The organism is Kocuria atrinae C3-8, assembly GCF_000286355.1.
GTDB lineage: Bacteria > Actinomycetota > Actinomycetes > Actinomycetales > Micrococcaceae > Kocuria > Kocuria atrinae_A.
Genome location: NZ_AJXN01000008.1, coordinates 1 through 22,091 on the forward strand (window position 1 = coordinate 1; position 22,091 = coordinate 22,091).

16 protein-coding genes, 7 pseudogenes and 1 riboswitch are annotated in these 22,091 nt (G+C 61.9%); of the genes and pseudogenes, 8 read left to right on the top strand and 15 right to left on the bottom strand.

The window, feature by feature from the left end; translation table 11 throughout:
- Nucleotides 1-40: 40 nt before the first annotated feature.
- The 5 genes from YO9_RS0101295 to YO9_RS0101310 form a co-directional block, all read right to left on the bottom strand.
- Nucleotides 41-901, bottom strand: a complete 861-nt coding sequence (locus tag YO9_RS0101295) for an ABC transporter permease (RefSeq protein WP_016995863.1) — start codon at nt 899-901, stop codon at nt 41-43.
- Complete coding sequence (locus YO9_RS0101300; protein ID WP_016995864.1) at nt 898-1,968, bottom strand: aliphatic sulfonate ABC transporter substrate-binding protein; 1,071 nt, start codon at nt 1,966-1,968, stop codon at nt 898-900. The genes YO9_RS0101295 and YO9_RS0101300 overlap by 4 nt, the downstream gene beginning before the upstream one ends.
- A gap of 104 nt (nt 1,969-2,072) precedes the next feature.
- Nucleotides 2,073-2,552: an ABC transporter ATP-binding protein gene (locus YO9_RS0101305; protein ID WP_396350712.1), complete on the bottom strand. Its 480-nt coding sequence runs from the start codon at nt 2,550-2,552 to the stop codon at nt 2,073-2,075.
- Nucleotides 2,467-2,955: an ATP-binding cassette domain-containing protein gene (locus tag YO9_RS21210; protein WP_396350710.1), complete on the bottom strand. Its 489-nt coding sequence runs from the start codon at nt 2,953-2,955 to the stop codon at nt 2,467-2,469. The genes YO9_RS0101305 and YO9_RS21210 overlap by 86 nt, the downstream gene beginning before the upstream one ends.
- 9 nt (nt 2,956-2,964) lie before the next feature.
- Nucleotides 2,965-3,052: riboswitch (SAM riboswitch) on the bottom strand.
- 110 nt (nt 3,053-3,162) lie between these two features.
- A complete protein-coding gene (locus YO9_RS0101310; RefSeq protein ID WP_016995867.1) occupies nt 3,163-3,714 on the bottom strand; it encodes a DUF2231 domain-containing protein in 552 nt (183 codons plus the stop codon).
- 510 nt (nt 3,715-4,224) lie between these two features.
- On the opposite strand from YO9_RS0101310, the gene YO9_RS0101315 reads away from it, so the two are divergent.
- Entirely contained in the window at nt 4,225-4,587 is a 363-nt protein-coding gene (locus YO9_RS0101315; protein ID WP_016995868.1) for a YciI family protein, read from the top strand.
- A gap of 93 nt (nt 4,588-4,680) precedes the next feature.
- Here YO9_RS0101315 and YO9_RS0101320 read toward each other — a convergent pair.
- Together YO9_RS0101320 and YO9_RS0101325 are read right to left on the bottom strand one after the other, a co-directional pair.
- Nucleotides 4,681-7,051 (bottom strand): annotated as a pseudogene (locus YO9_RS0101320) (ATP-binding cassette domain-containing protein).
- Nucleotides 7,052-7,119: 68 nt separating this feature from the next.
- Nucleotides 7,120-7,635 carry a DUF4232 domain-containing protein gene (locus YO9_RS0101325; protein ID WP_016995871.1) on the bottom strand — a complete coding sequence of 172 codons (516 nt, stop codon included), beginning with the start codon at nt 7,633-7,635 and terminating at the stop codon, nt 7,120-7,122.
- 247 nt (nt 7,636-7,882) lie between these two features.
- On the opposite strand from YO9_RS0101325, the gene YO9_RS0101330 reads away from it, so the two are divergent.
- Both YO9_RS0101330 and YO9_RS0101335 read left to right on the top strand, forming a co-directional pair.
- Nucleotides 7,883-8,317: a DUF3054 domain-containing protein gene (locus YO9_RS0101330; RefSeq protein WP_016995873.1), complete on the top strand. Its 435-nt coding sequence runs from the start codon at nt 7,883-7,885 to the stop codon at nt 8,315-8,317.
- 30 nt (nt 8,318-8,347) lie between these two features.
- Nucleotides 8,348-8,626 (top strand): Lrp/AsnC family transcriptional regulator, encoded by a 279-nt coding sequence (locus YO9_RS0101335; RefSeq protein WP_016995876.1) that lies wholly within the window; start codon nt 8,348-8,350, stop codon nt 8,624-8,626.
- Nucleotides 8,627-8,716: 90 nt separating this feature from the next.
- Here YO9_RS0101335 and trpD read toward each other — a convergent pair.
- Nucleotides 8,717-9,743: pseudogene (gene trpD, locus YO9_RS0101340) on the bottom strand (anthranilate phosphoribosyltransferase).
- 209 nt (nt 9,744-9,952) lie between these two features.
- On the opposite strand from trpD, the gene ctaE reads away from it, so the two are divergent.
- The 4 genes and pseudogenes from ctaE to qcrB all read left to right on the top strand — a co-directional run bounded on the left by ctaE (nt 9,953) and on the right by qcrB (nt 14,274).
- A complete protein-coding gene (gene ctaE / locus YO9_RS0101345) occupies nt 9,953-10,591 on the top strand; it encodes an aa3-type cytochrome oxidase subunit III (RefSeq protein ID WP_016995883.1) in 639 nt (212 codons plus the stop codon).
- 60 nt (nt 10,592-10,651) lie between these two features.
- Nucleotides 10,652-11,443 (top strand): cytochrome bc1 complex diheme cytochrome c subunit, encoded by a 792-nt coding sequence (gene qcrC / locus YO9_RS0101350; RefSeq protein WP_016995885.1) that lies wholly within the window; start codon nt 10,652-10,654, stop codon nt 11,441-11,443.
- A gap of 73 nt (nt 11,444-11,516) precedes the next feature.
- Nucleotides 11,517-12,611 (top strand): cytochrome bc1 complex Rieske iron-sulfur subunit, encoded by a 1,095-nt coding sequence (qcrA, locus tag YO9_RS0101355; protein WP_016995887.1) that lies wholly within the window; start codon nt 11,517-11,519, stop codon nt 12,609-12,611.
- A pseudogene (gene qcrB, locus YO9_RS0101360) lies at nt 12,611-14,274 on the top strand (cytochrome bc1 complex cytochrome b subunit). The gene qcrA and the pseudogene qcrB overlap by 1 nt, the downstream one beginning before the upstream one ends.
- A gap of 66 nt (nt 14,275-14,340) precedes the next feature.
- Here the strand turns inward: qcrB and YO9_RS0101365 are convergent.
- The 7 genes and pseudogenes from YO9_RS0101365 to YO9_RS0101395 all read right to left on the bottom strand — a co-directional run bounded on the left by YO9_RS0101365 (nt 14,341) and on the right by YO9_RS0101395 (nt 21,306).
- The gene (locus YO9_RS0101365) at nt 14,341-15,000 is read right to left on the bottom strand and encodes a dihydrofolate reductase family protein (protein ID WP_031272459.1); all 660 of its coding nucleotides are present in this window, start codon (nt 14,998-15,000) and stop codon (nt 14,341-14,343) included.
- A gap of 125 nt (nt 15,001-15,125) precedes the next feature.
- A complete protein-coding gene (locus tag YO9_RS0101370) occupies nt 15,126-15,830 on the bottom strand; it encodes a polysaccharide deacetylase family protein (RefSeq protein WP_223285929.1) in 705 nt (234 codons plus the stop codon).
- A 363-nt stretch (nt 15,831-16,193) separates the two neighbouring features.
- Nucleotides 16,194-16,598, bottom strand: coding sequence for a cytochrome c oxidase subunit 4 (locus YO9_RS0101375; RefSeq protein ID WP_031272463.1), 405 nt, complete (start codon nt 16,596-16,598; stop codon nt 16,194-16,196).
- Nucleotides 16,595-18,314, bottom strand: a pseudogene (ctaD, locus tag YO9_RS0101380) (aa3-type cytochrome oxidase subunit I). The gene YO9_RS0101375 and the pseudogene ctaD overlap by 4 nt, the downstream one beginning before the upstream one ends.
- Before the next feature lie 10 nt (nt 18,315-18,324).
- Nucleotides 18,325-19,187: pseudogene (gene ctaC, locus YO9_RS0101385) on the bottom strand (aa3-type cytochrome oxidase subunit II).
- A 259-nt stretch (nt 19,188-19,446) separates the two neighbouring features.
- A complete protein-coding gene (locus YO9_RS0101390; protein ID WP_016995895.1) occupies nt 19,447-19,815 on the bottom strand; it encodes a HesB/IscA family protein in 369 nt (122 codons plus the stop codon).
- A gap of 79 nt (nt 19,816-19,894) precedes the next feature.
- Nucleotides 19,895-21,306: pseudogene (locus YO9_RS0101395) on the bottom strand (M20/M25/M40 family metallo-hydrolase).
- A gap of 231 nt (nt 21,307-21,537) precedes the next feature.
- On the opposite strand from YO9_RS0101395, the pseudogene YO9_RS0101400 reads away from it, so the two are divergent.
- Nucleotides 21,538-21,986: pseudogene (locus tag YO9_RS0101400) on the top strand (DUF3043 domain-containing protein).
- Nucleotides 21,987-22,091 lie beyond the last annotated feature (105 nt).

Sequence of the window (22,091 nt, forward strand, 5' to 3'; positions counted from 1 at the left end):
AGGTGACCACCCGGCGTCGTCGTTTAACTTGCGGGGAAGACTAGGCCCAGCGGTTCACGGCTTTGCGTTCAACCACCCCGAGGATGGCGTCCGTAATCTTGCCGATCACGGCCAACAGGATGATCGCCAGAAGCAGCCGATCCGTTCGACCATTGTTCTGCGAATCGGTCAGCAGGAAGCCCAAGCCCATGGAGCTGGCGATGAGCTCCGCGGCAACCAGGAACAGCCATGCCTGCGCGAGTGCCAATCGGAGACCCGAGAACACGGACGGGACCACCGCGGGCAGCTGAATGGTTGTCAGCAACTTCAGCCCGGAGAGACCGAAAGCACGGCCGGCCTCCACCAGGTTCTTGTCCACGTGACGCAGCGCCATGTACACGGTGGTGAAGATGGGGAAGAACGCTCCGATGGCGATCAGGGTGACCTTGGAGTCCTCACCGATCTTCATCCAGAGGATCAACAGCGGAACCCAGGCCAGGCTGGGGACCGCGCGGAATGCACCGATGGTGGGAGTGAGCAGCGCATCGGCCCACTTGGACAAGCCCACGAGCGAGCCGAAAGTCAGACCCAGAACGGCACCGATCGCGAAGCCCAACAGCACGCGCTGCACGGAGATACCCACGTGGGTCCAGAGCTCACCGCGTTGGGCGAGATCGATTCCGGCCTCGACCACCGAACCCGGCGACGGGAGCTGAACGGGGGAGAAGATTCCCAACACGCTGGTGGACAACCACCACAGCAGCAGCAGTACCAGAGGGACAACGGCCCCGAGTGCGGTGCGTATAGCCCCGACGCCGCGACGCAGGGGACCGGCGACGCGAGGCTGGAGAGCGGCGTCGTCGTTCGTGGAATCTGTATCGGCCGAATTCTTGGGTGCGGGAGTGTCTACTGAGGTGCTCATGCGTCAGCCTTGATGGTCGAGGGATCGGCCTTCTCGATGAAGGAGGCGTCGATGATGGTGTCCAGGGCGTCGTCCACCTGGGACTGGTCGGAGACATCGCCTGATTCAACCAGGTACGGACCCACGCGGCGCAGAACCTCGAGCTGGGCATCACCCGGCACGGGATCGACGTCAAGGTTGGAACGCTCCGCGATGACCTTGCGGGCCACCGACTCGTCCAGGCCGGCGACCTCGGCCAGGATCTTGACGGTTTCGTCAACGTTGTCCGCAGCCCATTCGCGAGCGTGCTCGTAGGCATCGACCACGGTCTGAGCGATCTCCGGCTGCTCTTGAAGGAACGATTCCGTGGCATTGAGGAAGCCGTAGGTGTTGAACTCGAGGTTGCGGAAGAAGAGCTTGGCGCCCTTCTCTTCGGCGCCGGCCATGATCGGATCCAAACCGCTCCACGCATCCACGGAACCGTTCTCCATAGCGGAGCGGCCATCTGCGTGCTGCAAGTTCTGGACGGTGACTTCGCTGGGGTCCACGCCCGCGTCCTGCAAGGCCTGAAGTAGGAAGAAGTACGGGTCGGTGCCCTTGGTTGCGGCCACGGACTTGCCCTTGAGGTCTGCCACCTCGGTGATTTCTGAATCCGCGGGAACCACCAGCGCGGCCCACTCCGGGCGGCTGTAGAGCGAGACCACCTTGATCGGGGAGTTATTGGCGCGCGCCAGCAGGGCCGCGGAACCGGCGGTCGAGCCCACATGGATCGCTTCCGCACGCAGGTTCTCGTTGGCCTTGTTGGAACCGGCCGACTGGATCCAGTTCACGGTGACGTTCTGGTCCTTCAACGTCTCCTCGAGCCAGCCCTTCTCCTTGATGACCAGGCTCAACGGGTTGTACGTCGCAAAGTCGATGTTGAGGGTGAATGCCTCACCGTCGCCGCCGCCCTGGCTCGGGACGTTTTCGCCGCCAGAGCCTTCACCGGCGCAGGCGCTCAGGAAGCCGGAAAGCGATACGGCCCCCAGGCCCAGGGCACCAGCTCTCAGGACAGAGCGGCGAGACGGCGTGTTTTTGGACGGATTCATGGTGGGACCTCCAGGGGATCGTGAGCAGTGCGAGTAGGCCGGATGAGAGACTCGTGGCCCGAAATGTGGGTGTTCTATAGCCCGGAATGGGCTGGGTGATGCCGTTAGTGGCGGTGGGTGTCGACGCCCAGGCCAGCGAGCAGCGTCAGGCGCATTCGGCCCAGTTGTTCGTCGCTGCGGTTACGCGGGCGGTCGCCGGGCACCGTGAAGACATGCGCGATCGACGCCGCCGTCTCGCGCGGCTTGCGGCCCAGCACGACGATACGGTCGGCCAGCGGAAGTGCCTCGTCCACATCGTGGGTCACGAGCAGGACTGTGGTGGGGTGGGCTTCGTGGACCTGCAGGAGGAGATCCTGCATCTTCAAGCGGGTCAAGGCATCGAGTGCGCCGAAGGGCTCATCGAGGAGCAACACACCTGGGCGCCGGGCCAACGCCCGAGCAAGGGAGGTGCGCTGCGCCATGCCGCCGGAAACCTCACGCGGGCGCAAATGAGCGAAGTCAGCGAGCTCCACCAATTCCAGCAGTCTCTCGACGCGCTCCTGGGCCTCTGCTTTGGGAGTGCCCTGCGGCAAGCCGAGCTCCACGTTCTTGTGGATGTTCTGCCAGGGGAGGAGGCGCGGTTCTTGGAAGGCGACGGCGCAGCGATCGTCGATTCCGTTCACGGGCGTTCCGTCGATCAGAACGGTTCCCTGGGTGGGGGGCATCCAGTCCCGACGCCGCTCGCAGCAACGTGGACTTGCCGGAGCCACTGGGGCCGAGGATGGCCAGAACTTCACCGGGAACGACGTCCAGGGTGATGTCTTTCAACACAACATGGGGCTCGTTGCTGTTCTTACCCGGGAAAGCCCGGCAGACGTTGTCGAAGCGCACGGACAGCGCTTGTGAGGTGTTGTTCTGTGTGCGGTGGTTCCGCGGCTCCGTGATCGAATCAGAGGCGGCTTCATCCGCTTCTTCCGCGCGAACGGACGTGCTGGCATCAAGAGACATGGTGTAATCACTCCATCGGTCCTGGCGGTAGCACCTTGCATAAAGCCGGTTGCTGCGGCGTCACAGATCCAGGTCTCTCGGCCGCTCGGGATGGTCGCTCAAAACTAACGCGGGAGTGTCGCGCGCGCCAAATTGCCCGAAATATGACCGGTCATGGAGTGAATGAGTGGAGGCGATGGATTGCCTCGAATGTTGTTCGAAATGCGGTTATTTCACGGCCCGCAGGTTCGGAGTCTCTTCCTCAACGTTGACCCCCTGGGAGTACGTGAGGTGCCCTCCCAGGAACCCGCCCACCGTCATCACGCCCAAGCCGGCCAACCCGAGCACTTTGCCAACGGTGTGGTGTCCGGTCATTCGAGCAATGAGGGATCCCGAGTAGGTCAGCACGGTCACGTCCATGGCCGCCGCGTGGATGAATCCGACGCGAGACGCGGCGCCCTTGGTGCTCTGCCAGTCATGTAGACCGGTTGCTGCCGTGGGAATCGCACTGAGCACCCCGGCACCCACCAGGATGGTCGAAGCGCCCGCCAGTTCTTCGCCACCCAGAACATCGAGGAGTGCGGACATGCTCCACGCGCCGATAGGAATGTCGGTGAGCATCGGATGCAGCGGATGACCCAGGAAGTCCCCGCTCAGTGCCTTCTTGACGAGTGGTTGTTCCGTGACCGGTCCAACGTTCGTCTTCAGGAAATCGATCACGGAGTCCAATGAGTGGGCTTCTTCGATCCGAGTTGTGACCTGCTGAAATGCCTTGTTCACCGGGTGCCTCCTGGGCAGTCTCTACTCTGCACCGCAGGGCCGAGTCGCCGGAAGGCGCGGTGCCTGGGGTCACTAAATCGGCCGTGACCTTACTCTAAGCGTGCTGAGAAACGTTGGGTAGGGGCAAAAGGCCAGCCGTGCATGAGCGCACAGGATGCGGGGGACAGTACCTCTCGGAATTTCGTGTACCAGTGGAGGAAAAGAACGACCGCAGCGGGCCACACAGAGGAAACCTGTGCACTGGTACACCGATTCTGGAGAGCATCACCCTGCGTTCGCGAGTTCACCCGGTCATCGCAAGCTATCGGTACGCAATCCCACCGGGGCTCCGCTGAGGGAGCCCTTCTCAGAATGTACTTTACATAATGTACATTATCGGCCAAACGCAACGGTGCGCCGAAACCGCTTCCGACACCTCTATATACGTGCGTCTCCCGCGGTGGTTGAATCACTGATGGAAGCACTCGTTGCACACAGCGCGCGAGCATCACACCCGCGAAAGGTTCACCCGTGGCCCAGTACATGATTTCCGTTTTCCACGAACCTGGCGTTCAGGACGCCGGCGCCGCCTATCAGGACGACGCCGCTCTGCAGGCCGCCTTCGCGGCCGTCGCCGAGTTCAACGCAGGACTTCAGGCAGCAGGACAATTCGTTTATGCCTGTGGACTCATGCCCCCCGAGACGGCTCACACTGTGAACGCGACGGGTACCACGCCGTCTGTTGAACCCGGACCGTTTTCCGTGTCGGCAGCATCCATCGGTGGATTCTGGATCGTCGAGGCACTGGATGAGACCGTGGCGCTTGATCTCGCCACCCGCGCATCTGCCGCTTGCGGTCAGAAGGTAGAAGTTCGGCCGTTGCAGGCGGGCTAATCCCCCGTTAACTCATCAGACATAACGTTTGCCCAAGTCACGCGGCATTTGACGCGCTGACTAGGGCAAACGTCGTCGTTCTCGTGCGCCTGTTCAGGCGCCCACGTACTCCGCAAGGTGCTGGCCCGTGAGTGTGGATTTCTGAGCAACGAGATCTGCGGGCGTGCCCTCGAAAACTATCCGCCCGCCGTCGTGACCTGCACCGGGACCCAAATCGATGATCCAATCCGCATGTGCCATCACGGCCTGGTGATGCTCGACCACGATCACGGACTTGCCAGAGTCGACCAGGCGATCCAGCATGCCGAGGAGGCGTTCAACATCGGCCAAGTGGAGGCCCGTGGTGGGCTCGTCCAGGATGTAGATGCCGCCCTTCTCCCCCATGCGCGTAGCCAACTTGAGTCGTTGGCGTTCACCTCCGGACAGTGTGGTCAGCGGTTGGCCGACCTTGACGTAGCCCAGGCCGACATCAGCGAGGCGCTCAAGAATCTTGAGGGCGGCTGGGGTGCGCGCGTCACCGTCGGCGAAGTATTCGAGCGCTTCGGACACGGACATCGAAAACACGTCGCTGATGTTCTTACCGTCCACCTCGAATTCGAGAACAGCCGGCTGGAAGCGTTTGCCTTCACAGTCGTCACACGTGGAGGTGACACCCTCCATCATGCCCAGGTCCGTGTAGATCACGCCGGCGCCCTTACACGTGGGGCACGCGCCCTCGGAGTTGGGGCTGAACAGTGCGGGCTTTTCCCCGTTGACCTTGGCAAACGTCTTGCGAATGGAGTCGAGCAAACCCGTGTAGGTGGCAGGGTTGCTGCGTCGCGAGCCGCGGATCGCGCTTTGGTCGATCGAGACAATGTCCTGGTTGTCCGGCAAGGACCCGTGTACCAGTGAACTCTTGCCCGAACCGGCCACGCCCGTGATCACGGTCAACACGCCCAGAGGGATGTCCACGTCCACGTTGTCCAAGTTGTGCGAGGTCGCCCCGCGGATCTCGAGCTGACCCGTGGGTTTACGGAAGGAGTCCTTCAGCGCGATCTGGTCGTCCAAGTGACGGCCGGTATTGGTGTCACTCCCCCGCAGCTCGTCCACGGTGCCTTCGAAACAAATGGTGCCGCCATCGGTGCCTGCGCCCGGGCCGAGGTCCACCACGTGATCCGCAATCGCGATGGTTTCCGGCTTGTGCTCTACAACCAGAACCGTGTTGCCCTTGTCTCGCAGCTCCAACAACAGCTCGTTCATCTGGCGGATGTCATGCGGGTGCAGGCCGATAGTCGGCTCATCGAACACATAGGTGACATCGGTCAGCGGCGACCCTAAGTGACGGATCATCTTGGCGCGCTGTGACTCACCGCCCGACAGCGTGCTGGTGGGACGATCCAGGGACAAGTAGCCCAGGCCGATCCGCACAAAGGAATCAAGTGTTGCGGTCAAGCCGTCCAACAGGGGCTTCATGGACGGGTAATCCAGGCTTCGAACCCACTGAGCCAGATCGGTGATCTGCATGGCGCACGCATCGGCAATGCTCACGCCGTCGATCTTTGCGTTGCGCGCACCCGCCGCCAGGCGCGTCCCGTCGCATTCCGGGCAGGCTTTGAAGGTGACGGCGCGATCCACGAACTCACGGACGTGGGACTGCATGGCCTCGCGGTCCTTGTTCAACATGGACTTCTGGATCCGCGGGATCAAACCCTCGAAGGTCATGTTGATGCCCTCGACCTTGACCTTCACCGGCTCCATGTAAAGGAAATCCTGGAGCTGTTTGTCCGTGAAGTCTTTGATGGGTTTGTCCCCGGGGAAGAACTCGAGCCCGCCGTACAAACGGACGTTCCAGCCACCCTTGTTGTAGCCGGGAACAGTGATGGCGCCGTCCTTGATGGACAAGTTCTCGTCATAGAGCTCTGTGAGATCCAGGTCCGAGACCTTGCCCATACCTTCGCAGCGCGGGCACATGCCGCCGGTGATGGAGAAGGTCTTCTTCTCCTTCTTCTGGTTGCCACGCTCCACCGTGATCGCTCCGGCGCCGCTGACCGACGGGATATTGAAGGCGAAAGCTTGGGCCCGCCAATGTGTGGTTCGGCCAGACGGGAGAAGACGATGCGGAGCATCGCGTTCACATCCGTTGCGGTCCCCACCGTGGATCGCGGGTTGGCGCCCATCGGTTCTTGGTCAACCATGATGGCGGTGGTGATGCCCTCCAGCATGTCGACCTCTGGCCGGCCAACGGTGGGCATCATGCCTTGCAAGAAGGCGCTGTAGGTTTCGTTGATCAACCGCTGCGACTCCGCGGCCACGGTGCCGAATACCAAGGAGCTCTTGCCCGAGCCGGAGACGCCCGTGAAAACGGTGAGTCGGCGCTTGGGAATATCCAGACTCACGTCCCGAAGGTTGTTTTCGCGGGCGCCCGCACTCGAATCAGATCGTGGGTGTCGGCCGCGTGTTCGCGGGCCGCATCGGTTGTGCTCACCGTGTCTCCAGTGGTTGAAGAAATGCCGTCCAGATTACGACGGCGCACGGCAGTTTATCGCGCACGCGTCACTTGAACACACCCACGGTTGAGGTCGCCAAAGCCGGCGATGTGCAAGCAGTGCTCTCGTCGTACACCTGGCGCTCGTGAGCCGCACCCGGCAACTTCATGTTGATCAGATGGGTGTCCACCACGACTCCGCAATCAGCAGAGTCGAAGAGCTCGGGGCGGGTGACGCGGAGTTCAGCGGTCGCACTCTGGCCGGGCTCCAGGTAAACGGTCTCCCCCAGCTCGGCCGTTTTTTCAACGGGTGCCCCGGCCAGGGAGACTCCCCCATCGTGAATGGTTGCACGCTGAACGTCCGGGTGGCCGCTCACTTGGCACTCCTGATCACTCATATTGGTGACCGTCAAAGCCTCCGTGTATGCGCCGGTGCCTGCGCCACCCTCCACGGGATTCACCGTGACGCTCACGTTGTCGCAAGCACCCACGGCGGGAGCAGCTTGCGCGGGTGCCATCACTGAGAACGACAGACCCAGTCCGACGATTGCTGCGGTTCCGGTCAACTTGCTGATGCGTTGCATGACGACCTCCTGAGGTCGTGGGCCCCGGTGACGTTCACCGGGTTGTCAGCCCTCCGGACTTCAGTGCTTATCCGGTCATTCCAGGCTGGGGGCGGTCGTCGGGTTTGCACAAGCGAATCCGGATATCTTAATGGGCTTGTGATGCTGTGACGCCTTGATTCCGGGGTGTTCTTTCAAGAGATTGTTCAGGGTTTTACAATAACTTTCACGTCAATGTTTAAGGAATACGCGGGCCTAGAATGGGGTCATGTCCCGATCTGCATCGCCTTCCACGTCACCTTCTCCCACGTCCTCCGTGAGAACCTCTCCCCCGCACCCCGGTTCCACGAAATGGCCGTGGTTCCTGCTCGCGGATGTGGTCCTCGTGACGATCTTCGCCGCACTGGGCCGCAATGCCCATGAGCAGAGTCCTTGGGGCGCACTTGAGACCGCGTGGCCGTTCTTGGTCGGTGCGCTTGTTGGCTGGGCCATTATTCGTGCGCATCGGCGACCGGCAGCACTGTTTCCCACGGGTGTGGTCGTGTGGTTGTCCGCGGAAGTCATCGGTATGTTGCTGCGCATGGTCACCGGGCAAGGGACGGCGCTCGCCTTCGTCCTGGTCAGCTTGGGCGTGCTGGGGTTGTTCCTCCTGGGATACCGATTGATCGTGCTCCTGAGCAGCCGGGTCCGACGCACTCGCTAGGCTGAAGGTAGACGTCGAGAAAGGATTCACATGCTCACCGCAATCGTGCTGATCAAAACCACTGCCGACCGCATCCCCGAGGTGGCTCAGGAGATATCCAACATCAAGGGCATCACCGAGGTGTATTCGGTCACCGGCGATTGGGACCTCATCGCCATGGTGCGCGTACGCGAGCACGAACGACTTGCGGACGTGATCGCCGATCAGCTCTCCAAGATCAAGGGCGTGGTGTCCACGAACACCAACATCGCTTTCCGTGCCTACAGTGAGCACGACCTGGACGCAGCGTTCTCTTTGGGCATCGACTAAGCGATATTTTCCCCAGTACACGACGGACGCCGCTCCCCCGGGATCAACCCGGCCGAGCGGCGTCGTCGTTGGTTAAAGAAGCCTTGCGAACTAGGCGGACTTCGCGAACTGGACCCACCGATCCAGGACGCCTTGAGCCGCACCGGAATCGATCGACTCGGCCGCGCGGGCAATAGCCTTGGCGAACCGGTCGTGGAACTCGCCGTCCGCGGACTCGGCCACGGCCATCAAGCCGGCGGCCGAATTGAGCAGCACCGCGTTGCGGATGTGCCCCTGGGTGCCGCCCAGAACGTCACGAACCACGCCCGCGTTGTACTGGGCATCCTGACCGCGCAGGTCCTCGATGGTGGCGCGGGGCATGTCGAAATCGAGCGGCTCGAGCGAGTGTTCCGTGATCTGACCGTCACGGACCTCCCACACGTCCGACGGCGCCGTCACCGTGAGCTCGTCCAGCCCGTCCCCGCCGCGGAAAACCAACGCGCGATCACCGCGATTCTGGAAGACGCCGGCCATCAAAGGCGCCAGTGCGGCGTCCGCAACGCCGATCGCGGAGGCCTTCACCTTGGCCGGATTGGTGATGGGACCCAGGAAATTGAACGCGGTGGCCACGCCCAGTGCCTTACGGGCCACAGCCGCGAAGCGCATGGACGGGTGGAAGGTCTGAGCGAACAGGAACGTGATCCCCACGTCCGACGCCGCCTGCTCCACCTTGTCGACAGGCAGGTCCAGTTGCACTCCGAGTGCCTCCAGGACATCGGCGGAGCCGGACTTGGACGAGGACGCCCTGTTGCCGTGCTTCACCACTCGCACCCCGGCGCCGCGCACACGAGGCGGACATGGTTGAAATATTCACGCTGGAAAGCCGGTCTCCTCCGGTACCCACGATGTCCAGGGCCGGCGCGGGAACGTTCACGGTACGGGCGTGCTCGACCATCGCATCCGCGAGACCGTTGAGCTCGGCCACCGTTTCACCCTTGGTGCGCAGTGCCATGAGGAAACCCGCGATCACGGCATCGGAAACCTCGCCGTTCATGATGGTGTCCATCGCCCAATAGGACTCGTCCCAGGTGAGATCCTCGCCACGCGAGAGCGAGGTCAGAAGATTCGGCCAGTGCATGCTTGATTGGGAGCCAGTTGAGGTAGTCACAATCTGACTCTACCGCCAGATTCCGGCCGTGCACGAAGCCGCCCAACCGCTCCGATTTCGGCTCCCTTATAAGAGGAGCACTGAAATAACCTGCAAGAGAACCACTTGGTTCGCGACACGGCACCGTCGGAAGGCCTCGGTGGTTGGTTCGGGAAGAGTTTTGGCGACATAATGTCTCTGTGACAACTGCAACCCATACCCCAGCCAAACCGGCAGGCGTTAACATCAATCGCCCCAACCTCACTTCGGTGGGCACCATCGTGTGGCTCTCCTCCGAAGTGATGTTCTTCGCCGGTCTATTCGCCATGTACTTCACCCTCCGTGCAACATCTCCGGAGCTGTGGGAAGAACGGACTGCGATGCTCAACGTCCCGTTGGCGTTGATCAACACCATCATCTTGGTGCTCAGCTCTGTGACCTGTCAGTTCGGTGTGTTCGCCGCGGAGCGTCTCCAGCCCCGCCGTACCGGCAGCATCTTCCAGTTCACCAAGTGGGGAATGACCGAATGGTTTGCCCTCACTTTCTTGATGGGTGCCATCTTCGTCTCCGTTCAGGTGTACGAGTACGCGGTGCTGGTTTCTGAAGGTGTGACCATTGCGGCCGACGCATACGGCTCCGCCTTCTACATCACCACCGGCTTCCACGCGATCCACGTGACCGGCGGTCTCATCGCATTCCTGTTCATCATGGGCCGCGCCTACGTTGCCAAGCGGTTCGGACACTACGAGGCCACCTCGGCCATCGTGGTCTCCTACTACTGGCACTTCGTGGACGTCGTCTGGATCGTCCTGTTCATCCTGGTCTACTTCATTCAGTAGCCAGCAGGAACGATTCACCCCATCCCAGTCTCCAAGTACCGAGTAAAAGGAACGTTTGACGTGAAGGCACTCTCACAAAAGCGCCGCCATCCCCTGGCAGTTCTCGCACTGCTCGTCATGGCTTTGCTTCTCACCGGTGGACTCTATGCAGTTGCCACAACCACCAACGAAGCCAAGGCCGAGACCACGACCTACTCGGCACAGGACATTGAGGAAGGCCAGAAATTGTTCCTGGCCAACTGCTCCACCTGCCACGGCCTGAACGCCGAGGGCACCGAGGCCGGTCCCAGCCTCATCGGTGTTGGTGCAGCGTCGGTTGACTTCCAGGTCGGCACCGGCCGTATGCCCATGCAGATGCAGGGCCCCCAGGCACAGGTCAAGCCGGAACAGTTCAATGAAGAACAGACCAAGCAGCTTGCCGGCTACGTTGCCTCGCTCGGTGCTGGCCCGGCCATCCCCGAAGATGAGTACCTGGACGTCACCAAGGGCGACTCCGCCAACGGTGCCAAGGTCTTCCTGGCCAACTGCGCCATGTGCCACAACGCGGCAGGCGCCGGTGGTGCACTGACCCGCGGTAAGTTCGCTCCCTCCGTGATGGGTGTCGACGAGGCTCACATCTACGAGGCCATGCAGACCGGCCCGCAGAACATGCCCGTGTTCAACGATGCCAACATCACCCCTGAGGAAAAGCGTGACGTGATCACCTACCTCAAGGCCCTGGACAACAACACCGACCCGGGTGGATTCAACCTCGGCTCGCTTGGCCCGGTTTCCGAAGGTCTTCTGATCTGGAGCATCGGTCTGGCCGTTGTTATCGGCTTCACCGTCTGGCTCACTTCCCGCTCCGCCTGAGAGCAACTGCCGGTCACGGCCGGCAAACCTGACACAGCATTATTCAAAGCATCAAGAGAAGAATGAGGGACACATGGGCGACCATCGTGACGGCACTCCCCAGCACAGCGGGGCGGTTGTCACCTCGGACGGAGCGGCTAAGAATCAGTTCCCCGACCCGGGACTTCCGCCGCACCGTCCTCGTGTGACAGACGTTGACCCCAAAGCTGCTAAGCGTGCCGAGCGGCAGGTAGTACTGCTGTTCATCATCTCGATCCTCGGATCAATTCTGTTCTTCGTCGCGTACTTCGGTATTCGCGTTGACGGTCCGATCTATGACGTAGTCAATACCGAGCCGACCAGCCAGCTGCGACTCCAGAACCTGCTTCTGGGTCTTGGTATCGCACTGGGCATGTTCGGTATCGGTATCGGTGTCGTGCAGTGGGCTCGTACCCTCATGCCTGACCACGAACTGGTCGAGGAGCGTCACGACGTGCGCACCGAGGACCAACGTGCTGAGGCTCAGGAAATCCTGACCACCATCTACGACGAGTCCGGCATCAAGCGCCGCCCTCTGCTGCGTAACACCCTGATCGGTGCCGCAGTGTTGGCTCCGCTCCCCTTCGTCGGTCTGCTGAAGGACCTGGGCCCCACCGACCTCAAGGTGCTGCGTCACACCATCTGGGATGAGGGAGTCCGCCTGGTTCGTGACCCCTCCGGCACCCCGATCAAGGCATCGGATGTCACCTTGGGCTCCGCGTTCCACGTGGTCCCCGAGAATCTCTCCGAGCTGGGTCACCACGATGGCTACCTGGACCAGAAGGGCAAGGCCGTTGTGCTCCTCATGCGTCTCGACCCGGACACCGTGAACGTCTCCGCCGGTCGCGAGGACTGGAACGTGGATGGCATCTTCGCCTACTCCAAGGTCTGCACCCACGTCGGTTGCCCCATCGCACTGTACGAGCAGCACACTCACCACCTGCTGTGCCCCTGCCACCAGTCGACCTTCGACCTCACCAACGAGTGCGAAGTGATCTTCGGCCCGGCATCGCGTCCGCTGCCCCAGCTGCCCATTACCGTTGATTCCGAGGGATACCTCGTTGCGCGTAGTGACTTCCACGAACCCGTGGGACCCACCTACTCGCAGCGCGGATTCGCAGTCCGAGAGATGCAGGGTGAGGCAAACTGATGTCTTCTACTACTGATTACGAGTACCAGCCCCGCACACGCACCGGGCGGATCGCTAACTTCGTAGACACCCGTGCGGGTGTCTCCCCCATGGTCAAGGAATTCGGTCGCAAGATCTTCCCTGATCACTGGACCTTCATGTTCGGTGAGGTCGCCCTCTACAGCTTCGTGATTCTGCTGCTGTCGGGTACGTTCCTCGCCTTCTGGTTCGACCCCACCATGACCTCCCTCGAGTACCACGGCAGCTACGTGCCCATGCAGGGCGTGGAAATGTCCGGTGCTTACGCATCCACGTTGAACATCTCGTTCGACATTCGCGGCGGCCTGTTCCTGCGTCAGCTCCACCACTGGTCGGCGCTGATGTTCGTGATGGCGCTGTCGGTGCACATGCTCCGCGTGTTCTTCACCGGTGCGTTCCGCCGCCCCCGCGAGCTCAACTGGGTTGTCGGTTGCGTGCTCTTCCTCCTGGCGATCGTGGCCGGCTTCTCCGGCTACTCCCTCCCGGATGACGTTCTGTCCGGTAACGGTCTGCGCATTGCGGACGCCATGCTGAAGGCGATCCCCGTGGTCGGTACCTACATGTCGATGTTCATGTTCGGTGGCGAGTTCCCCGGTCTGGCAATTATCGGCCGTATGTACATTGCTCACGTGCTGATCATCCCCGCGCTGATCCTCATGATGATCGTGGTCCACTTGTTCATGGTTGTCGTGCACAAGCACACCCAGTACCCGGGCCCGGGTCGTACCGAGAACAACGTTGTCGGCTTCCCGGTCGGCCCCGTGTACGCGGCAAAGGCCGGTGGCTTCTTCTTCATCGTGTTCGGCATCCTGTCCACGTTGGCGGCGACCACCACCATCAACGCGGTCTGGAACTACGGTCCGTACGACCCCTCCCCGGTTCAGGCAGGTTCTCAGCCCGACTTCTACATGGGCTTCCCGGACGCGCCCTGCGCCTCATGCCCGGTGCTTGGCCCTTCTCCTGGGAGTGGACGATCTTCGGACTCGAATTCCCCATGGCCATCCTGCTGCCGTTGCTCCCCATCGGTCTGATGTTCGTGGCGATGTTCGCTTACCCGTGGATCGAGCGTTGGGTCACCAAGGACAACCGCGTGCACAACGTGTTGGACCGCCCGCGTAACGCCCCGTTCCGTACCGCTATCGGTGCAGCCGCCGTGACGTTCTACGCAGTGCAGATGATGGCGGCATCCTCCGACCTCATCGCCACGCACTTCCACGTTGGCCTGAACGACGTCACGTACTGGCTGCGTGCCTCGTACTTCCTCGGCCCGATCCTCGCGTTCATCATCACCCGCCGCATGTGCCTGGCGCTGCAGCGAAAGGACCGCGAGATCGTCCTGCACGGTCGCGAGTCCGGCCGCATCCAGGCCCTGCCGCACGGCGAGTTCGTGGAAGTTCACGAGCCCCTGGACGAGTACAAGCGCTACCGTCTGGTCGACTTCGAGGACTACCAGGTGCAGCCGGCCCGCGCTAACGCGAAGGGCAAGGTCACCGGCATGGAGAAGCTCCGTGGTCGCTTGAGCCGCTGGTACTTCGAAGACCGCGTCGCCCCCGTGACTCCTCAGGAGCTCGAGGCCGCACACGGTCACCACGACGACCACGAGTCCGTCGGAGCCGGATCCAGCAAGGCTCAGCTCGATAAGTAATCGGTTGACCTGCTAGATCGTCCAGAAGATGCCCCCGAGGTTCTCCTCGGGGGCATCTTCGTATCTTTACTCCCCTACCCGGCGTGTGAATGTCATATGAATGACTCCCGATCCGGAGACGACAGACTCCACGTGGAACCGGTCCTCAAGTCCTTCCAGACCGTCCCAGAGCCGTTCCCCGCGTCCCAGCAGTATCGGAACCACCACGATGTGCATTTGGTCGATCAGATCGGCTTGGAGAAACTCTCGGACTGTCGTGGTGCCTCCACCGATCCGGACATCTTTACCTTCCGCCAGTTGCCGAGCCCGTCGCAACGCTTCCTGCGGATCCGCATGGACGAAATAGAACGTGGTACCACCGTCCATCTCGAGTGGGAGCCGCTGATAGTGAGTCAGAACCACTACGGGTGTGTGAAATGGCGGATTGTCTCCCCACCACCCGCGCCATTCCTCGTTCTCCCATGGACCTCTGGATGGGGCGAACTTGTTCCGCCCCATAATCTCCACGCCGATGTCGTCGGCCCAGTTGCTGGCAAAGGCGTCGTCCACACCCACAGACAGCTCCTGGCTGCCGTGGAATCCCATACGTTGAAACGTACGAGTGGGCAGAGCCCAACGCAGCAGACGCTCCCCTGCATGACCGAAGGGAGCCTCCAGAGACTGACCTTCACCTACTCCGAATCCATCGAGTGAGATGGAGAAATTATGAACTCTGACGCGTGACATACGACCTCCTGGTCGTTGGGCCACGATCGATGGAGTGTGGTCGTAGCCGAAGTGAGTTCGGCCGTGTTGGCCGCCAGGCTGCTTAAGGGCTGAGCCAGTGACGCGTGTTCGCCTTGGCGCCGATGCTAGTCCTGTTCCGATTCAGCCGGAAGGACCTCCGAAAGCCGAGCAAAGCTCATCCCGCGCTCTCGAAGGATGGGAAGCGCAGCTGCGACGCCCGCAGCGGTGCCACTCGAAGGACGGTTGGAGTGCGCGAGAAGAATGTCCCCTGCTTCCATGCCCACCAGGCGATCCGTGACCGCAGCCGCGTCAAGGGTGCCACCGTCATCACCATTACGATTGAAATTCACGACCAGCAGCCCCAGGGACCGAGTGATCTCGGCCGCGACATCATCCAGGTGTGCGGTCCCCGATCGGAAGTATGCGGGTCTGGTACCCGTGAACTCCTCAATCAGCTCTTGTGCGCCCATGATCTCGTCGTACACGGCTCCCGCGTCTGAGGTACCCGCAATCCCGTAGGCCGATGCACCAGACACAGATAGCGGCTGATGGACGGTCCCGTGATTCGCAATCTCGAAGAGCGGATCGGCCGCCAGTTGCTCTGTGAAGGCCGGGTTAGCCTGCACCCATCTGCCGGCCAAAAAGAACGTGGCCGCAGTTCCAGTGTCGCGTAGTGCGCTTACCAGGGCCTCATCCAAGGAGTCGCCTCCGGGACCGCCGCAGCAATCGAACGTCAATGCAATGGGATTCGTCCCCGCCGGTAAAGACATGGCCACCCCGGGCACGTCGATCCCCCAGGCACTCGGTTGCCGAGAACCGAACTCGGTCACGACTTGCTCCCGCGACAGAGGAGAAGAAGTCGATGAAGGTGAAGAAGCCTCAGCTTCCGTACTTGTACCAGTGGGAACCGCAGTAGATTCCTGTGGGGTTTCAGAACGTGTGGCGCACCCGGTGACGGTGACCGCCCCTATACCCACGGCCGCGGTCATCAGGGAACGTCTGGTCAACTGGGCTGCACTTGTCCTGTCCACGAGACCAACTCTATCCAGACCGTGCACTCACAGACAGGTCAGCGGCACTGCGGCGGGTAATGGCCGGACATTACGTCGAATGGGGCATCGCGTGATCCCCAGGGGGCACAAAGAAGCCTCCCCGTTGCCGGGGAGGGCTTCTTCAGTGATAGAACGCCTACATCAGTGGGCGTGATCTCCGCGCGAGTGCTCGAAGATGAGTCCGAACAAGCCGAGGATCACAACCGGGACCGAGAGTCCGATGATCCACCAGCCAACGGCCAGGGCCAGCACGAAGATCGCGCAACCCATGCCCAGCAGCAGCGGCCACCAGCTCCACGGAGAGAAGGCCCCGTAGTCACCGGACATCTCCACGATCTCGCCGTCCTCACGGTCCTCCGGGAGCATGGCACCGGTGGAACGATCCACGAGCCAGAGGTACACCGCGAGCATGAAGCTCATGGCTGCCACGGCCAGCAACGCGGGGAAGCCCGCCAGTTCCTGGAAACCGGTGAGGTAGCCGTAGACCATTCCCACGACTGCGCAGAAGACACCCAGAAGAATGAAGGTTTTGATAGTGGTTTTCATCGACCGTTCCTTCCAGATCCGCCGACCAGCGGCTGTTCTGCTTCGAACTGCTGGCTGGAGAACGCCGCCAGTTCCGGGTGGTGCAGGTCCAGAGCAGGGCGCTCGGAGCGGATACGGGGCAGGGAGGTGAAGTTGTGCCGCGGGGCGGGCAAGAGGTTGCCCATTCGAGCGAGCCGCCGAAGCCCCAGGGATCGTCAACTTCAACCTTCTTGGCGTTACGTGCAGTGGTGTACACGTTCCAGAAGAACGGAATCATCGAGATACCCAGCAGGATGGCACCCCACGTGGAGAACTGGTTCATCCAGGTGAAGCCGTCCTCCGGCATATAGTCCGCGTAACGACGGGGCATACCGTCAACGCCCAGCCAGTGCTGGATGAGGAAGGTCATGTGGAAGCCGACGAACAGCAGCCAGAAGTGAATCTTGCCGATGCGCTCGTTGAGCATCTTGCCGGTGAACTTGGGCCACCAGAAGTAGAAGCCGGCGAACATACCGAACACGATGGTTCCGAAGATCACGTAGTGGAAGTGAGCCACCACGAAGTACGTATCGGACACGTGGAAGTCCAGCGGCGGGGTGGCCAGGATGATGCCGGTCAGACCACCGAACAGGAAGGTGAAGAGGAAGCCGAGAACCCAGAGGATAGGTGTCTCGAACGTCAATGACCCTTGCCACATGGTGCCGATCCAGTTGAAGAACTTCACGCCGGTGGGCACCGCGATCATCATGGTCATGAACGAGAAGAACCCGAGAGCCACGGCACCGGTCACGTACATGTGGTGAGCCCACACGGTCACGGACAGGGCGGCAATGGCGATGGTCGCGAAGACCAGACCCTTGTAACCGAAGATCGGCTTACGGGAGAAGACCGGGATGATCTCGGAGACGATGCCGAAGAACGGCAAGGCCAGCACGTACACCTCGGGGTGACCGAAGAACCAGAACAAGTGCTGCCAGAGGATGGCACCGCCATTCTCCGGATCGAAGATGTGACCACCCAGACGTCGATCCATACCCAGTGCGAACAGCGCGGCTGCCAGCGGCGGGAAGATCATGATGATCAGCAAGGAGGTGATCAGCGTGGTCCAAGTGAACACGGGCATACGCCACATGGTCATACCCGGGGCACGCATGCACAGGATGGTGGTAATGAAGTTGACGCCACCCATGATGGTGCCGAAGCCTGCAGGCCCAGGCCGAAGACCCATAGGTCACCACCAACTCCTGGACTGAACGTTGTGCTGTTCAGTGGCGCGTAAGCGAACCAGCCAAAGGACGCGGCGCCTTGAGGGGTCACGAAGCCGGCAACGGCGATCAGGGAGCCGAACAGGAAGAACCAGAACGCCAGAGCGTTCAGACGCGGGAACGCGACGTCCGGGGCGCCCAGCTGAAGCGGGACGATGACGTTCGCGAAACCGACGAACAGCGGAGTACCGAACATCAGCAACATGATGGTGCCGTGCATGGTGAAAAGCTGGTTGTACTGTTCCTTGGTCTCCAGGATCTGCATGCCCGGATCAAAGAGCTCCGCGCGGATCAGTAGCGCCATGACGCCACCGACACAGAAGAAGATGAAGGACGCGATCAGGTACATGTACCCGATGGTCTTGTGGTCAGTGGAGGTGAGCCAGTTGACGATCACCTTGCCCTTTGACCTAGGCACAACACGGGGAGCGACCGTGGTCGCTTCGTCCCGCGAATATTCGAGCGTAGACATTGCCTATCCCCTAGTTGTTGGACGTGTCGTTTTGGTTCGGGTTGCGGTTGTACTCGTCGCCGACGGAGCCAACGTTGCCCTCGCTGCGCAGCTGTTCCATCTGAGCGTCGTACTCTTCCTGGCTCACAACGGCAACGTTGAAGAGCATTTCGGAGTGGTACTCACCGCAGAGCTCGGCGCACTTGCCGGCGAAGACACCTTCGCGGCCGGTGGTGAAGCTCATGTAGTTGGTGCGCTCGGGGAACATGTCAATCTTCTCGAGGAAGGCGGGAACCCAGAAGGAGTGGATCACGTCGCGAGACTTGATCTCGAGCTCAACCTTGCTGTCCACGGGCAGGTACAGGGTGGGGAGAGTTTCCTCCACGCCTTCCTCGCCGGTCAGGTGCGCCTGAACGCCTGGTAGTAGACGTCGTCGTCGAGGTAGTTGAAGTCCCAGGCCCACTGCTTGCCGTACACCTGAACGGTGACATCCGGGTTGTCGTGGCGCGCCGTGATGGCTGTCTGTGCCCGCTCCGAGAAGAAGAACAGGGACACGATCATGGCGATCGGGACAATGGTGTAGAACACCTCGAGCGGTGCGTGGTAGGCCAGCTGACGGGGGTAACCGGTCTCGTTCTTGCGACGACGGTAAGCGATCATGCACCAGAGCATGAGGCCCCAGGTGACCAGGCCCACTGCCAGTGCTGCTACCCACGAACCGATCCACAGATCAATGATGTGGTCCGCGTTGTCAGTGGTGCCACGCTCGGTGGGCAACCAGCCCATCTTCGCTTGTTCGGAGCAAGCGGTGAGCGTGGTCGCAGCCAGGACTGCCACTGCCGAGGCCTTGAGCATCCGGCTTCGGCGGCTGCCGGATCGAGTTTGCGAACTCACAGACGGCCCTTCCTCTTCTTTGTGTGAGCTGCGTATGCGCTGGCACTGGGCGCAGGGCATACGTGGCCCGTTAATAATTCTCCCTTGAGAGCTTACCTCTCGAGCAGCGCTTCTGGTGACACTGTGTCACCGTGCCGTGTCGCCATTTTTCGTCCGGATTTCTACCCCGCGGGACGGGCCGGGGATCTCACGCAAGAACGGGGTGAATCCAACGCCCGGAGACGTTGGATTCACCCCGTTCAGGAGTGGTTGGGACTCCTTAGTGGAAGGAATCACCGCAGGCGCAGGACCCGCCCGCGTTGGGGTTGTCGATCGAGAAGCCCTGCTTGGAGATGCTGTCCTCGAAGTCCACGGTGGAGCCGTTGAGGTACGGGACGCTCATCTTGTCCACGATGACCTCCACGCCGTCGAAATCGCGGGTGCTATCTCCGTCCAGGACGCGCTCGTCGAAGTAGAGCTGGTAAATCAGACCGGAGCAGCCGCCGGGCTGCACGGCCACGCGCAACCGCAGGTCGGTGCGACCCTCCTGATTGAGGAGATCACGAACCTTCTGTGCGGCCACATCGGTCAACAGGACCTCGTGGGTCGGCATTTCTTGGGTGGTCTCGTTATCGGTGGTGACGCTCATGGTGCTCGCTTTCTGTCCAACCGGGGCCGTTCGTGGAGACGAACCGTTCTTTAATCTTCAAACGTCTCGGGTCCGGGAATCATTCCGAGTCACGGCGGCCTTGTTCAGCCAGCGCGGTCAACACCAGGGCCTCGGCGGTCACCGCGTGCAGGAAATCTCCGATGTGCAGCGACTCGTTGGCACTGTGTGCCCGCGTGTCCGGATCCTCGATTCCCGTGATCAGGATCTGGGCATCAGGGTACGCCTCCGTGAGGGTTGCCGTAAACGGGATGGAGCCTCCCATGCCGGCTTTCACCGCGGGTCGACCCCAGGCCTGCTCAAAGGCCCACAGAGCGATCTGTGAACTGACGGCCCGGGTGTCCGCACGGAAGGAAGGTCCGGTCTCTTCCAAGGAGAAGGTCACGTGCGCGGCGAACGGCGCATTGTCCTCGACGTGCTTGCGCAGTGCCTCCCCCGCCTCCTTGGGGTTCTGGCCCGGCGCGATGCGCAGGCTGAGCTTGGCACGGGCCGTCGCAGCGATCGAGTTCGACGCCGTGGCCACGTCCGTCACGTCGATTCCGGTCACTGACAGGGCCGGCTTGGTCCAGAGCCGAGAGGCGATCGAGCGGTCCCGGCCAATTGCACGCCCTCGAGCACCCCGGCGTCCGCGCGGAAACGCTCTTCCTCATAATCGACATCCACGTCGTCCTCGGAGAGCAACCCGGCTACCGCAACGGCGCCGTCGTCGTCGTGGAGCGTGGCAATCAAGCGCGCGAGCAGCGTGGGGGCGTCGAGCACGGGACCGCCGTAAATCCCGGAGTGCACCGAGTGATCCAGGGCAGAGAGCTCCACGATGCCTCCGACCACACCGCGCAGGCTCGTGGTCAGGGCGGGCACGCCCACCTCCCAGTTGGCGGAATCGGCAATCACGATGACATCCGCGGCGAGGCGATCACGGTACTCGCGCAGGAAATCCTCGAAACCGGGTGATCCGGCCTCTTCCTCGCCCTCGATGAAGACGGCGACGCCCAAGGAGGGTTCCTCCCCCGTGTGCTTGAAGAAGGCACGCAAGGCACCGATGTGGGCCATGACGCCGGCCTTGTCGTCGGCCGCACCGCGGCCCCACAGTCGGCCGTCCTTCTCGATGGCCTGAAAAGGTTCGGTGTTCCACAGTTCCCGCTTGCCCGGAGGCTGCACGTCGTGGTGGGCGTACAGAAGAATGGTGGGGTACCCCGGAGCCGGTGCCTTGCGGGCCACCACGGCCGGGTGGCCGGGTTCATCACCCTGATTTACGCGCAAAATGTCCACGCTGTCGAACGGCAACTCGGACAGCAGGTCCTTGACCGCTTCCGCGCTGCGCTCCAGGTCAGCGGGATCAAAGGATTCCCACGCCACACCGGGGATGGCCACGAGCTCGGAGAGCTCCCCCAGAAGTTGCTCGCGGGATCCGTTGACGGTTTCCCGCAGCGCATCGATGGTGTCCTGGGCCGGTGGAGTGAACTCGGTACTCATGTCCTCAACACTATCGCCGCCGTCCGGTTACGCGCCGATGGCACCGCGATGCCGCGTCTCGCGCGGACTCCGCTATCCTGGATCGGTGTTTGGACGCAAGAAAGCAGATGAATCCACGGGATCCACGGCCGTAGGCGCCTCGAGCGAGCCGGTGGAAACCACCCCCGCCGATGGCCGCAAGGGTCGCCCACTCCCAGCCGCAAGGAACAGGAAGCCGCGCGTAAGCGCCCCCTGGTCCCGGCCGATCGCAAGATCGCCAAGGCCGAATCGCGCCAGGCCGAGCGCGAGCGTCGCGCCGTGGCCAGGCTGGCATGGCCGCCGGCGATGAGCGCTACCTCGGTCCGCGCGACCGCGGTCCGCAGCGCCGCTTCGCCCGAGACTGGATCGACTCCCGCTTCAACATCGGCGAGTTCGTCCTGATCTTCTTGATCCTCATGTTGTTCATCCTGTTCCTGCCCAACCAGGCGATCGGATTGACCTTCATCTGGATCATGTACGGCTACATCGCACTGTGCGTGATCGATGCCTTCATCACCACAGCACGCATGCAATCGGCCATGCGCCGCAAGTTCGGTGAGGTGCAACGGGGCACCCGCTGGTACGCCGCGATGCGCACGTTCACCATTCGCCGCCTTCGCCTGCCCAAGCCGCAGGTTCGCCGCGGGGAACGCCCCGCCTAGGCCCGGAATTTCTCATCTGCGACAGCACACGGGACCCGCACCGATTCGGTGCGGGTCCCGTGTTCATTGTGTCTCGTCCTTCGTTGGCTCAAGGGAAGGGACTTA

Bases quoted from the DNA above. Each gene is read 5' to 3' on its own strand.
- YO9_RS0101295 (WP_016995863.1), bottom strand. From the start codon at position 901: ATGAGCACCTCAGTAGACACTCCCGCACCCAAGAATTCGGCCGATACA.
- YO9_RS0101300 (WP_016995864.1), bottom strand. From the start codon at position 1,968: ATGAATCCGTCCAAAAACACGCCGTCTCGCCGCTCTGTCCTGAGAGCT.
- YO9_RS21210 (WP_396350710.1), bottom strand. From the start codon at position 2,955: ATGTCTCTTGATGCCAGCACGTCCGTTCGCGCGGAAGAAGCGGATGAA.
- YO9_RS0101325 (WP_016995871.1), bottom strand. From the start codon at position 7,635: ATGCAACGCATCAGCAAGTTGACCGGAACCGCAGCAATCGTCGGACTG.
- YO9_RS0101330 (WP_016995873.1), top strand. From the start codon at position 7,883: ATGTCCCGATCTGCATCGCCTTCCACGTCACCTTCTCCCACGTCCTCC.
- YO9_RS0101335 (WP_016995876.1), top strand. From the start codon at position 8,348: ATGCTCACCGCAATCGTGCTGATCAAAACCACTGCCGACCGCATCCCC.
- qcrA (WP_016995887.1), top strand. From the start codon at position 11,517: ATGGGCGACCATCGTGACGGCACTCCCCAGCACAGCGGGGCGGTTGTC.
- YO9_RS0101365 (WP_031272459.1), bottom strand. From the start codon at position 15,000: ATGTCACGCGTCAGAGTTCATAATTTCTCCATCTCACTCGATGGATTC.
- YO9_RS0101375 (WP_031272463.1), bottom strand. From the start codon at position 16,598: ATGAAAACCACTATCAAAACCTTCATTCTTCTGGGTGTCTTCTGCGCA.
- YO9_RS0101390 (WP_016995895.1), bottom strand. From the start codon at position 19,815: ATGAGCGTCACCACCGATAACGAGACCACCCAAGAAATGCCGACCCAC.